The sequence below is a fragment of the Oscillibacter sp. PEA192 genome (genome assembly GCF_003574015.1).
In the GTDB taxonomy this organism is placed as follows: domain Bacteria; phylum Bacillota; class Clostridia; order Oscillospirales; family Oscillospiraceae; genus Oscillibacter; species Oscillibacter welbionis.
In genome coordinates this window covers 3,215,828-3,228,119 of the sequence record NZ_AP018532.1, presented here as the reverse complement: position 1 = coordinate 3,228,119, position 12,292 = coordinate 3,215,828, and the positions used below count along the sequence as shown (strand labels likewise).

11 protein-coding genes and 1 pseudogene are annotated in these 12,292 nt (G+C 62.5%); 10 read left to right on the top strand and 2 right to left on the bottom strand.

Annotation, left to right across the window (positions count from 1 at the left end):
- Nucleotides 1–56 precede the first annotated feature (56 nt).
- Entirely contained in the window at nt 57–2,687 is a 2,631-nt protein-coding gene (ppdK, locus tag DN611_RS15960) for a pyruvate, phosphate dikinase (protein ID WP_021751206.1), read from the bottom strand.
- A 358-nt stretch (nt 2,688–3,045) separates the two neighbouring features.
- Between ppdK and DN611_RS15955 the strand changes: the two genes are divergently transcribed.
- The 10 genes and pseudogenes from DN611_RS15955 to DN611_RS15910 all read left to right on the top strand — a co-directional run bounded on the left by DN611_RS15955 (nt 3,046) and on the right by DN611_RS15910 (nt 10,807).
- Nucleotides 3,046–3,906 (top strand): DNA polymerase III, delta' subunit family protein, encoded by an 861-nt coding sequence (locus DN611_RS15955; protein WP_021751207.1) that lies wholly within the window; start codon nt 3,046–3,048, stop codon nt 3,904–3,906.
- Nucleotides 3,903–4,727: pseudogene (locus DN611_RS17360) on the top strand (PSP1 domain-containing protein); the annotation flags it as partial. The gene DN611_RS15955 and the pseudogene DN611_RS17360, both read left to right, overlap by 4 nt.
- 575 nt (nt 4,728–5,302) lie before the next feature.
- Nucleotides 5,303–6,148, top strand: a complete 846-nt coding sequence (locus DN611_RS15945) for an HAD-IIB family hydrolase (RefSeq protein ID WP_119311831.1) — start codon at nt 5,303–5,305, stop codon at nt 6,146–6,148.
- A 117-nt stretch (nt 6,149–6,265) separates the two neighbouring features.
- A complete protein-coding gene (locus DN611_RS15940) occupies nt 6,266–7,045 on the top strand; it encodes a helix-turn-helix domain-containing protein (protein WP_119311830.1) in 780 nt (259 codons plus the stop codon).
- 143 nt (nt 7,046–7,188) lie between these two features.
- Nucleotides 7,189–7,581, top strand: a complete 393-nt coding sequence (locus DN611_RS15935) for a GntR family transcriptional regulator (protein WP_025545026.1) — start codon at nt 7,189–7,191, stop codon at nt 7,579–7,581.
- Complete coding sequence (locus DN611_RS15930; RefSeq protein ID WP_021747584.1) at nt 7,562–8,257, top strand: ABC transporter ATP-binding protein; 696 nt, start codon at nt 7,562–7,564, stop codon at nt 8,255–8,257. The genes DN611_RS15935 and DN611_RS15930 overlap by 20 nt, the downstream gene beginning before the upstream one ends.
- Nucleotides 8,251–9,060, top strand: coding sequence for a hypothetical protein (locus tag DN611_RS15925; protein ID WP_119311829.1), 810 nt, complete (start codon nt 8,251–8,253; stop codon nt 9,058–9,060). The genes DN611_RS15930 and DN611_RS15925 overlap by 7 nt, the downstream gene beginning before the upstream one ends.
- Before the next feature lie 70 nt (nt 9,061–9,130).
- Complete coding sequence (locus DN611_RS15920; RefSeq protein WP_021747586.1) at nt 9,131–9,601, top strand: COG2426 family protein; 471 nt, start codon at nt 9,131–9,133, stop codon at nt 9,599–9,601.
- Between the two features lie 59 nt (nt 9,602–9,660).
- Nucleotides 9,661–10,137, top strand: coding sequence for a hypothetical protein (locus tag DN611_RS15915; protein ID WP_160117457.1), 477 nt, complete (start codon nt 9,661–9,663; stop codon nt 10,135–10,137).
- 163 nt (nt 10,138–10,300) lie between these two features.
- Complete coding sequence (locus DN611_RS15910; protein WP_119311827.1) at nt 10,301–10,807, top strand: hypothetical protein; 507 nt, start codon at nt 10,301–10,303, stop codon at nt 10,805–10,807.
- Nucleotides 10,808–10,950: 143 nt separating this feature from the next.
- Here the strand turns inward: DN611_RS15910 and DN611_RS15905 are convergent, their stop codons facing one another.
- Nucleotides 10,951–12,225 (bottom strand): amidohydrolase family protein, encoded by a 1,275-nt coding sequence (locus tag DN611_RS15905; protein ID WP_119311826.1) that lies wholly within the window; start codon nt 12,223–12,225, stop codon nt 10,951–10,953.
- Nucleotides 12,226–12,292 lie beyond the last annotated feature (67 nt).

Sequence of the window (12,292 nt, the reverse complement as noted above, 5' to 3'; positions counted from 1 at the left end):
TACAAAGAAACCGGACCGCCCTCTTTGGGCGGTCCGGTTTTTTATGAGAGAGAAGATTACTTCTCGTCCTTGATGGCAGCCTGTGCCGCAGCCAGCCGGGCGATGGGCACCCGGAAGGGAGAGCAGGACACATAATCCAGGCCCGTCCGGTGGAAGAACTCCACACTGGAGGGGTCGCCGCCGTGCTCGCCGCACACGCCCAGATGCAGCTCGGGGTTGGTGGCGCGGCCCATCTTGCAGGCCATATCCACCAGCTTGCCCACGCCGGTCTGGTCCAGCTTGGCGAAGGGATCGTTCTCGTAGATCTTCTTGTCGTAATAGGCGTCCAGGAACTTGCCCGCGTCATCACGGCTGAAGCCGAAGGTCATCTGAGTCAGGTCGTTGGTGCCGAAGGAGAAGAAGTCCGCCTGCTTGGCGATCTCATCGGCGGTCAGCGCGGCCCGGGGGATCTCGATCATGGTGCCCACCAGGTACTTCATGTTGGAGCCGGCCTCCTTGATGATGGCATCGGCGGTCTCCACCACGACCTTCTTCACGTATGCCAGCTCCTTGACCTCGCCCACCAGGGGGATCATGATCTCAGGCACCATGGTCCACTCGGGATGCTTGGCCTGGACGTTCAGCGCAGCCTTGATGACGGCGCGGGTCTGCATGGCGGCGATCTCCGGATAGGTGACCGCCAGACGGCAGCCCCGGTGACCCATCATGGGGTTGAACTCGTGCAGGCCGGCGATGATGGCCTTGATCTCCGCAACGCTCTTGCCCATGTCCTTGGCCAGCAGCTCGATGTCGGCCTCCTCAGTGGGCACGAACTCGTGCAGCGGGGGATCCAGGAAACGGATGGTGACAGGCAGGCCCTCCATAGCCTCATAGATGCCCTCGAAGTCGGACTGCTGCATAGGCTCCAGAACAGCCAGAGCGGCCTCACGCTGCTCCACGGTGTCGGAGCAGATCATTCGGCGGATGGCGGGAATGCGGTCTGCGTCAAAGAACATGTGCTCGGTCCGGCACAGGCCGATGCCCTCAGCGCCGAACTTCCGGGCCTGGGCGGCGTCGTGGGGGGTGTCCGCATTGGTGCGGACCTTCAGGCGGCGGTACTGGTCGGCCCAGCCCATGACCCGGCCGAACTCGCCGCCGATAGAGGCGTCCACCGTGGGGATGGCGCCGTCGTAGATCTTGCCGGTGGAACCGTCGATGGACAGCCAGTCGCCTTCGTGGAAGGTCTTGCCGGAGAGCTCAAACTGCTTATTCTCCTCGTCCATCTTGATGGCGCCGCAGCCGGAGACGCAGCACTTGCCCATGCCGCGGGCCACCACGGCCGCGTGGGAGGTCATGCCGCCCCGCACAGTCAGGATGCCCTGAGCAGCTTTCATGCCCTCGATATCCTCAGGAGAGGTCTCCAGCCGGACCAGGACCACCTTCTCGCCGCGCTCGGCCCAGGCCTTGGCGTCCTCAGCGGAGAAGACGACCTTGCCGCAGGCGGCGCCGGGAGAGGCGGCCAGGGCGCTGCCGATCACGGGGGTCTTCTTCAGCACCTCGCCGTCAAACTGGGGATGCAGCAGGGTGTCCAGGGTGCGGGGATCGATCATGGCCACGGCCTGCTTTTCGTCGATCATCCCCTCGTCCACCAGGTCGCAGGCGATCTTGAGCGCAGCGGCAGGGGTGCGCTTGCCGTTGCGGGTCTGCAGCATGTAGAGCTTGCCGTTCTCCACGGTGAACTCCATATCCTGCATATCGTGATAGTGATCCTCTAGAATCTTGCAGACCTTCTCAAACTGGGCGAAGGCCTCGGGGAACTTTTCGCTCATTTCGCTGATGGGCATGGGAGTCCGGATGCCGGCCACCACGTCCTCGCCCTGGGCATTGGTCAGGAACTCACCGAACAGCTTCTTCTCGCCGGTGGCGGGGTTGCGGGTGAAGGCCACGCCGGTGCCGCAGTCGTCGCCCATGTTGCCGAAGGCCATGGACTGGACGTTGACGGCGGTGCCCCAGGAGTAGGGGATGTCGTTGTCCCGGCGGTACACGTTGGCGCGGGGGTTGTCCCAGGAGCGGAACACGGCCTTGATGGCGCCCATCAGCTGCTCCTTGGGGTCGGTGGGGAAGTCTGCGCCGATCTTGGACTTGTACTCGGCCTTGAACTGGCCGGCCAGCTCCTTCAGGTCGTCGGCAGTCAGCTCCACGTCCTGGGTGACGCCGCGGGCCTCCTTCATCTGGTCGATGAGCTGCTCAAAGTACTTCTTGCCCACTTCCATCACCACGTCGGAGTACATCTGGATGAAGCGGCGGTAGCAGTCCCAGGCCCAGCGGGGGTTGCCGGACTTCTTGGCCAGCACGTCCACCACGTCCTCGTTCAGACCCAGATTCAGGATGGTGTCCATCATGCCGGGCATGGAGGCCCGGGCGCCGGAACGCACGGAGACCAGCAGGGGGTTCTCCAGATCGCCGAACTTCTTGCCGGTGATGCCCTCCAGCTTGGTGATATACTCCATGATCTCCGCCTGGATCCCGTCGTTGATCTTCTGGCCGTCCTCATAGTACTGGGTGCAGGCCTCGGTGGTGATGGTGAAGCCCTGGGGCACCGGCAGGCCAATGTTGGTCATTTCGGCCAGATTGGCACCCTTGCCGCCAAGCAGCTCCCGCATGTTGGCGTTGCCCTCGCTGAACAAATAGACATATTTTTTGCTCATGTAGTCCAAACCTCTCTTTCCTGCCGCAGTCGAAAGTCGGGTGGACTCCAATCTGCGGTTAAACGATTAGCCCATTTTGATAACGATAACATTATATTGGGAATTTTTTCGGAAAACAATACATAAAAATGCTAAGAAATTTGGGGATAGCTGGAGTATTTTCACAAATGTTTGTGCAATCCACACAATTAACAGTTGCGCAACAAAGAAAATATTTACGTTCTTTCCTTTTTCGGGGCCATGTGGTACAATGGCTCCAGTGTGCCCGCCGGAAGGCCGCCGGGCGCCCCAAACACCCGGCGCCGCCGGAAAATCTGCAGATCAGCCCGTGCTCACAGCGGGAAAAGGAGAGTACGCCATGTCCCTGTTCGGCCTGCGGCCGGAGGAGCCAGCCGCCATCCGCATCCGGGAGGCCGCCACTCGCGGCACCCTGTCCCACGCCCTGCTGCTCACCGGCAGCGGCGACCGGATGTCCGCCGCCTGCTTTGCCGCCGCCGCCCTGGAGTGCACGGGGGAGGAGAGCCGCCCCTGCGGCGTCTGCCCCGCCTGCCGGAAGGTGCTGGCGGGCATCCATCCGGACGTGATCACCGTCCGGGACCCAGACCATAAGAACATCGCCGTGGACGTGGTGCGCGCCATCCGGGCAGACGCCTACATCCGCCCCAACGAGGGGCGGCGGAAGGTCTATGTGTTTCCGGACTGCGCCCTGCTGACGGAACAGGACCAGAACGTGTTGCTGAAGGTGGTGGAGGAGGGGCCGCCCTATGCGGCCTTTCTCTTCTGTGCGGAAAATGCCGCTGTGGTGCTCCAGACCCTGCGCTCCCGGTGCGTGGAGCTGAAGCTGCACCCGGCTGCGGAAGGCGGCGGTGAAGAGGTCCAGGCGGCAGAGGCCCTGTGCCGCTGCCTGGCCGCCCGGAAGCGGGGAAAGGTGACGGAGCTGGCGGTGCGGCTGGAGAAAAAGCGCATCACCCGGGAGGACCTGTCCGCCCTGCTGGAGCGGAGCCGGGCCCTGTGCGCGGCGGCGCTGCTGCTGCAATATGGACAGGAACCGGAGGAAAGCTGCCGGGAAATCGCCCCAATTCTCGCGAAAAACTTGACAAAATCCCAAATCATGCGCACAATAGAGCTGTTACAGAAGTATCGCGGGGAGTGCACGTACAACGTGGGAACCGGCCATGTGCTGGGCGCCATCGCGGTGGAATTGGAGGGCATCCTTTGACAGAAGTTATCAGCGTCCGCTTTCGAGGCGGCTGTAAAAATTACTATTTCAATCCAAACGGCAACCAGGTGAAGATGGGAGACCAGGTGATCGTGGAGACCGCCCAGGGCCCGGAATTCGCCACCTGCACGGAGGGGAACCACGAGGTGGAGGACTCCGCCATTGTCAAGCCCCTGAGCCCTATGCTGCGGATGGCCACGGACAGCGACCGCCGCACCGTGGAGCAGAACAAGAAGCGGGAGAGCGAGGCCTTTGACATCTGTGAGAAGAAGATCGCCGCCCACGGGCTGGAGATGAAGCTGGTGAACGTGTCCGCCAGCTTTGACGGCAACAAGATCGTCTTCTACTTTACCGCCGACGGCCGGGTGGACTTCCGGGAGTTGGTGCGGGATCTGGCCGGGGTGTTCCGGGCCCGGATCGAGCTGCGGCAGATCGGCGTCCGGGACGAGGCCAAGATGATCGGCGGTCTGGGGATCTGCGGCAGACCCTTCTGCTGCTCCCAGTTTCTGGACGGGTTCCTGCCCGTGTCCATCAAAATGGCCAAGACCCAGAACCTTAGCCTGAATCCCACCAAAATCTCCGGCACCTGCGGGCGGCTGATGTGCTGCCTGAAATACGAGCAGAACGTCTATGAGGACGCAGCCAAGCGGATGCCCAAGGCAGAATCCTTTGTTCAGACGCCGGACGGCCCCGGCAATGTGAAGAGCGTGGACCTGCTGCGGGAGACCGTGAAGGTCAGCCTGGACAGTGCGCCGGAGCCTTTGAAGTGCTATCACAACTGTGAGGTGTGCGTTCTGCGCAACGGCAAGGGCAGCCGGGAGGGCATCGCCATTCCGGAGCGCCCCGCCCGCTATGTGGAGCCGAAGGAGGCGGAGGAGTTCCGGGAGGAGGCCCCGGCCCTGATGCCGCCCTTCTATATGGACACGCAGCTGGAAGAGGCGCCCATGCGGGAGAAGATCGGCGCACCCGGCAGCGGCGACGGCAAGCCACGCCGCCGGCATCGGGGCGGCCGCCGGAGAGGGGGAGCCAAAAGCGGAGAGGGGGTCGAGCAGCCCAAGGCCGAGGCCAGGGGGCCGGAGAAGAAGGAAGGGCGGCCCCGTCCCCCCAAACAGGAGAGCAGGCCTGCGCAGCCCAAGCCGACAGAAGCCAGACCTGGGGAGAACAGGGCGGCGGCCCCGGACGGTGAAGGCGAGGCCAAGCGCCGCCGCAGGCCCCACCACCGGGGGGGGCGCCGCCGGAACAAAAACGGCGGCGAGGGCGGCGGTTCCGCCCCCAAGAGTGAGTGAATCCGGCTGGACCGCCGCCCCTTTTTCGGGCGGCGGTCTTTTGAAATGCCGGGAGAGCAGGCAGATGGAGCGGATCTGCCTTTTCAGAGAGATAGGATGGAGGAGTTTTTATGGGAAAATTTGACGGTGTACTGCTGGCCAGCGATTTTGACAATACCCTGCTGAATACGGAGACGGCCCGGCGCACGGGCGCCGAGGTGCCGGAGGTGTCCCGCCGGAACTGGGAGGCGCTGGAGTATTTCATGGCCGGCGGCGGGAGATTTGCCATCGCCACCGGCCGGGCGCTGGCGGCCTTCATCAAATTCGCGGATCAGGTGCCCATGAACGCGCCGGGCATTGTGTGCAACGGCGCGGCCCTGTATGATTTTCAGAAGGGGGAGTATCTGGAGACCATTCTGCTGGACGAGAGCACCCGCCGGCGGGGACAGGAGACTCTGGACCGATTCCCCACGCTGGCGGTGGAGGCATACCACATCGACAACGTGATCCACGCCGTCCGGCCCAATCTCTATACCCGCCAGCATGAGCACGTCACTCATGTGAGCGTGGTGGAAAAGCCCTCCCTGCTGGATGTGCCCCTGCCGCTGGGAAAGATCATGTTTGAGGAGGACCACGCCGTTTTGGAGGAGGTCAAGGCGTTTCTGCAGTCCCAGCCCTGGGCGGGGGAGTATGAGATCTTCTTCTCTGACCGGACACTGCTGGAGGTCACCGCCAGAGGCGCCACCAAGGGTGGCATGGTGGCCCGGCTGGCGGAGCGGCTGGGCATCTCCCGCCAGCACGTCTACTGCGCCGGGGACGAGGCCAACGACCTGTCCATGCTGACCTGGGCGGCGGAGGGATTTGCCCCCGCCAACTGCGTACCCGCTGTCCGGGCCTGCGGGGCCACCATCGTGGCAGATGCGGACCACGACACTCTGGCGGACATCGTGTCCCGCCTGGACAAAATGTACGCCTGAGCGCCGGAAACACCGCTCCGCTACCTGTGGTAGCGGAAATTCCAGGTTTGGTTGCTGGCATGTCCCGGTATCGTCTGGTATCCTGAACGTGTGAAAACGGCAGGGGAGGGAAGCGCCATGACCTTTGGAGAGAAGCTGCAAAAGCTCCGGACCCGGGCGGGATTGAGCCAGGACCAGCTTGCCAAGCTGCTGGATGTGAGCCGCCAGGCGGTGAGCAAGTGGGAGCGGAACGAGGCTATGCCGGAGGTGGAGAAGCTCGTCCGCATCAGCCGCCAGTTCGGCGTGTCCACGGATTACTTATTGCTGGAAGAACTAGAGGAGCCGGAGACGGCCAATACCACGGCTCCTGCGGCGGGCCTGTGGGTCCGGGTCAAGCAATGGTACCGGAACAGGGGCTATCTGCTGGCCTGGGTTCTGGCGGCCTGGGGTGTCTGGAACCTGGTTGACCTGGCTGTTCTTGCGGCCAATACATACCAGCAGGCGCAGGACCTCGAGAATTTTGCCTGGGTGAAATACGTGCAGATGGTGTATATTCCCACAATGATTCCCCATGTGCTGCTGATTCTCGTGTCTGTGATTCTGGTATTCCGGGGCCGCCAATTGGCAGGGCGGCTTCGTTGGTATCATCTGGGCTGGCTCCTGGTGCTGATGGGTCTGCTGAACATGCGGCTCCCCCTTCCCGCGCCTCTGCGGTTTTTGCAGACGGGGCCGGTCTGGAGTATTTCCACTGCGTTGCTGGTGTATCTGGCGGAGTATGGGCCGGAGAATATGTGGGAATTTGTGGAGGTGACTTTTTGGGACGACCTGCCCTGTCTTCTGGTGACCATTTTGGGCTTCGCCATCCTCATCCTGGGCTGCCGGTATGATCAGAGAACCTCCCTCCGCAAAATCGAATAACCGATGAATCCCTTGCGCCGCAGCGATAAGCCGCTGCGGCGCTTTTGCCTCTCCAAAATTTTTTTCGAATCCACTTGACAAATCTGGAGAATGTGCTATTGTATTACTTGCTTAGTACAACAACACAAATGGGAGGTGCTTCTGTGAAGTGGCAGTTTTCCAATGACGCGCCGATCTATTCCCAGCTGATCGCGCAGATCAAGGTGGGCATTGTCTCCGGCGCGTTCCCGCCGGGGGAGCGGCTGCCTTCCGTGCGGGACCTGGCTACGGAGGCCGGGGTGAATCCCAACACCATGCAGCGGGCCCTGACGGAGCTGGAGCGGGACGGACTGGTATACAGCCAGCGAACCACGGGTAGATTTGTGACGGAGGATCAGGCCATGATTGCATCTGCAAAGAGAAGTTTGGCGGAGCGCCACATTCAGGCGTTCCTGGAGGCCATGACCCACCTGGGCTATGGCCGGGAGGAGATCCTGACGCTGCTGCGGCAGGAGGAGACCAAGGGAGGAGAAGACAATGGCAGTTCTGGAATGTAAAGATCTGAGCAAGCACTACGGCAACGCGCCGGCGCTGAACCATGTGAGCCTGGCGGTGGAACCGGGCCGGATCGTGGGATTGCTGGGCCCCAACGGCAGCGGCAAGACCACCCTCATCAAGCTGGCCAACGGCCTGCTGACCCCCAGCGAGGGAGAGGTGCTGGTATGCGATATGGCCCCTGGAAAGGAGAGCCACGCCAGCGTCAGCTACCTGCCGGAGCGGACCTGCATCCCCACTTGGATGTCCGTGAAGCAGCTGCTGGATTTCTATGGCGACTTCTACCGGGACTTCAATCGGAAGGCGGCGGAGGAGATGCTCACCCATCTGAACATCCGCCTGACCCAGCGGATCAAGCAGATGTCTAAGGGAACCCGGGAGAAGGTGCAGCTCATCATGGTGATGAGCCGGGCGGCAAAGCTGTATCTGCTGGATGAGCCCATCGGCGGCGTGGACCCCGCCACCCGGGACTACATCCTCTCCACCATCATCGGCAATTACAATCCCGAGGCGGCAGTGATTATCTCCACCCACCTGATCGCCGATGTGGAAAAGGTTCTGGACGAGGTCATTTTCATCAATCAGGGCCAGGTGGTGCTCCAGTCCTCTGTGGATGAGATCCGGGAGGAGAAGGGCATGAGCGTGGACGCCCTGTTCCGGGAGGTGTTCAAATGCTGACGAAACTCTTGAAGCACGAATTCCGTGCCACGGCCCGCATCATGGGGCCTTTGTACCTGGTTCTGCTGGCGGTGGCCCTGGGCTTCAATTTCTCCGCCAGGCTGATGGACTCAGGCAACTTTGTGCTGAATATGCTGGCCGCTTTGGTGGTCATGGCCTATGTGGTGGCCATTACCGCCGTGTTCATTGTGGCGTTCATTCTGATGCTCCAGCGGTTCTACAAAAATCTGCTGGGGGACGAGGGCTACATCATGTTCACTCTGCCCGCCTCGGTTCACCAGCATGTGTGGAGCAAGCTGATCGTCTCCGCCGTGTGGTTCATCGCCACCGGCGTGGTGGTGTTCCTGTCTGTTTTTGTGGCGGCCTTCAACGTGAGCTTCTTGACGGATTTGGCGAGTGTTTTCCCCAAGCTGTTCCAGCAGATGACCGCCTACTACGCCGTCAACGGCACCGTTTTCGCGCTGGAGCTTCTGGCGCTGATGCTGGCAGCCTGCATGAGTTTCTCCCTGCAGTTCTATGCCGCTCTGGCGGCGGGCCACAGCTTTGCCAACCATAAGATGGCCCTGTCCGTGGCGTTCTTCTTTGTGTTCCAGTTTGTGGTGCAGATGGCGGGGGCCATCGTTCTGGTCCTGCTGGACGAGGGGCCGTTGCACCAGTTCCTGCTGACGCTGGATTTCCAGCTCACCGGCGTGGCGGCGGTCCACTTCACGATGGTGGCTTTGCTCCTGCTGACAGTGCTCTACGGTGCGATTTTCTATATTGTAACCACAATTACCTTGAAAAAGCGCTTGAATCTGGAGTAAACTGGACCATACGCTTCCGGCGGGCCGTGGGAGTGATCCCACGGCCCCGGAAATCTTAAGGGAGGCCGCCATGCCCGTAGAGGAAAACCTGATGCAAGCGATCCTGCTGACCTTCGGCACCGCTATGGTGCCGGTGCTGGAGCTCCGGGGCGCCATTCCTGTGGGAGTGGCGGCGGGACTCTCCCCGGCCGCGGCCTGCCTGGTGTCCATCCTGGGCAATATGGTGCCGGTGCCTTTTATCCTGCTGCTGATCCGCCGGATCTTCGACTGGCTCCGGGGCACCCGCCTTTTCGGCCCCAGGATCGACTGGCTGGAGCGCCGGGCTCACCTGAAGGGCCGGATGGTGCGGAAGTACCGCCTGCCGGGACTCATCATTCTGGTAGCCATCCCCCTGCCGGGGACTGGGGCCTGGACGGGGGCTCTGGTGGCGGCCCTGCTGGACATCCGGATGCGCCACGCGCTGCCCGCCATCTTCCTGGGCGTGGTGATTGCCGGGGCCATCGTCACCACGCTGACCTACGGCGTGGTGCAGCTGTTTTGAATCTTATAAGGGGTTCGTTATCTATGAGGAAATTCCTTTTTGCATGTGGCATGATTTCCTTGATGCTGTTTACCCTGACCGCCTGCGGCAGTGAGGACCCGGCAGAGGAGATCTCCCGAGCGCTGCACATCGATGTGTCCGCCGGAGAGGAGATCTCCTCTTCTGACACCCACGGCGGCTTCCACGGCGACGGCATTTCCTGCGTTGCCCTGCAGTTTCCTGACAGCCAGGTAGCCGACGCCATTGCGGCGAACGCCGCCTGGACACCGCTTCCCCTGGACGAGACGGCCCAGGCACTGGCCTATGGCGTCACCCGAGAGGACGGCGGCGAAGTTTTCAGCGCGGGCCCTTATCTCACCGATGACAGCGGAGATCCCCTGCTGCCGGGGATCGCCAATGGCTTCTACCGCCTGATTGACCGCCACAGTGACGCCGGGGATGGACAAAACCTTCTGGAGCGGGCTTCGCTGAATGTCACCTTGGCCGTGTATGACGCGGACAGCGACACGCTGTATTTCTGCGAAATGGATACCTGACTGACATCCCGGTGGGCGAACGAGGGCAGAAGGAGATCCAACCCATCCGCAGGGGCCGATACCCTCATCGACCCGCAGCCCAGATGCCCCGTGACCGCCGGGGGAACGGCAGCGGGGAGAGCCCTCAACGAACCCCACCCACTGAAAAACACAGGAGGCAGCCATGAAAAGACATATAATCCCCTGTATCCTTTCCCTGACTCTGCTGCTGACCGCCTGCGGCGGGGAACAAGCTGCGGCCGACACCGCTGAGGAGGCAGTGAAGGACCACTACTACCAGATTCTGGACGCCGCCGGTAAAGAGCTGTACACCGTCACAGACAGCGGGGCCGTGGCAGAGATCGACGCCCTCATCAACAAGGCCGGCGGCGAGAACGCCGACCACGGGAATGCGGAGGGAGACCCTCTCTACACTTATGTCTACTGGCAGGAGACTACCCTCCACGCTGGGGAGGACCCGGATGCGGAGCGGGAATACCTGGAGGTCTTCCGGACCCAGGTGCGGCAGGGCAGCAACGCCGTCACCACGGAGGTCCTGTCCGATACCCTGGAGGGCGTTGGGAGCTTTGTAGGCGTGGAAGGACTGGGCGGTCTGCTGACGTTTACCGCTGAAGTGCCCCGGGAAACGGCGGACGCCCTGCGGGACCCGGCGCAGTTTGCCGGGGCGTGAGCAATACAAAATAGATGCGGCGCATCCGTTTCAGGGTGCGCCGCACGTTTGCTTTTAGGGGTGTGCCGGCCCATACCACTCCCCAGGGAGGCCTCCCTGACGGGAACAAAAAAGAGCGGGACACACAGCATCCCGCTCTTTGATCAACCCTCTGCGGAGAATACCTTCCGTCCCTCGCTCCAGACCGCCCGGATGGCGCCGCCCTGACGCAGATACACCGCCCGCTCCAGCCGCTCCTGGGGCGTCATGGGATGGGGCTGGGGAAGATCATCGTCCGCCAGGACCAGGGCGTGGAGATGATTGCCTGGGGCAAAGCCCGGCTGCTCGGCGAAGTATGCCGCACCGGCGGAGGTGGCCAGGTACCAGCCCTCCGGCACCGTGAGGAAATCCGTCTCCCAGTTGTCCAGCACCCGCCGGGCCTTGGAGGCCCGGATGGAGGCGGCCACCACATCGAACATGTGCAGGTGGTCCCCACCGGCAATGTCGCTGCCCAGGGCCACCTTCACGCCCTCATTCAGCATGGCCCGCACCGGCGCCACGCCGGAGCAGATGTTCTGGTTGGAGTCGGCGCAATGGACCGCTGTCACGCCGGCGTCCCGCATGGCCTGCCGCTCCCGCGCATCGGACCAGACGCAGTGGGCCATGACGGCGCGGCTGGTCCACAGGCCGTATTTGGCATAGGTCTCCCAGTACTGCTGGCAGCCCGGGTGGAGCTGGCGCACCCAGGCCATCTCTGCCTGGTTCTCCGACAGGTGGGACTGGACGGGGAGATCCCGCTCCGCCGCCAGTTTGCCCAGAAACGCCATCAGCTCATTAGTACAGGAGGGGGTGAACCGGGGCGTCAGCATGGGCTTCACCAGGCGGAAGTCCTGACAGGCATCCAGCCAGCGGAGCGTCTCACGCCTGGACTCCTCTGTGGTCTCCTCCAACAGGCCGGGGGCAGCGTTCCGGTCCATGTTCACCTTGCCCACGTAGCCGGTGACGCCGGCCTTCTCCAGTTCCTCCATCAGGATCAGCGTGGCGTCCGTGTGGAGAGAGGAGAACATGCACACCCGCGTGGTGCCGTTTGCAATAAGCTCCCGGGCCAGGCGGCTGTAAATCTCCCGGGCGTAGCCTGTGTCCGCGAACCGGGCCTCTGTGGGAAAGGCGTATGCGTTCAGCCAGTCCAGCAGGGGCAGGTCCATGCCCATCCCCAGCATGGGGTACTGGGGCGCATGGAGGTGCAGATCCGCAAAGGACTGGAGGATCAGCGCGTCTCCCCAGTCCTCCACCGGGGCACCGGCGTACTGCTCGGGCAAAGACCCGTACACACCCCGGATGAGGCCGTCCTCGGCCACCAGATATCCGCCCGGCAGGGCATCCAGCTGTCCCAGGGTGGGAGCGGACAGAATAGTTCCCTTGATGATCGTCAGTGACATGGCAAATCTCCTTTTGTTTCCGTTCCGGATTTTTCAGACAGAAAAGAAGCGCCTGCCGGCAGGGGAT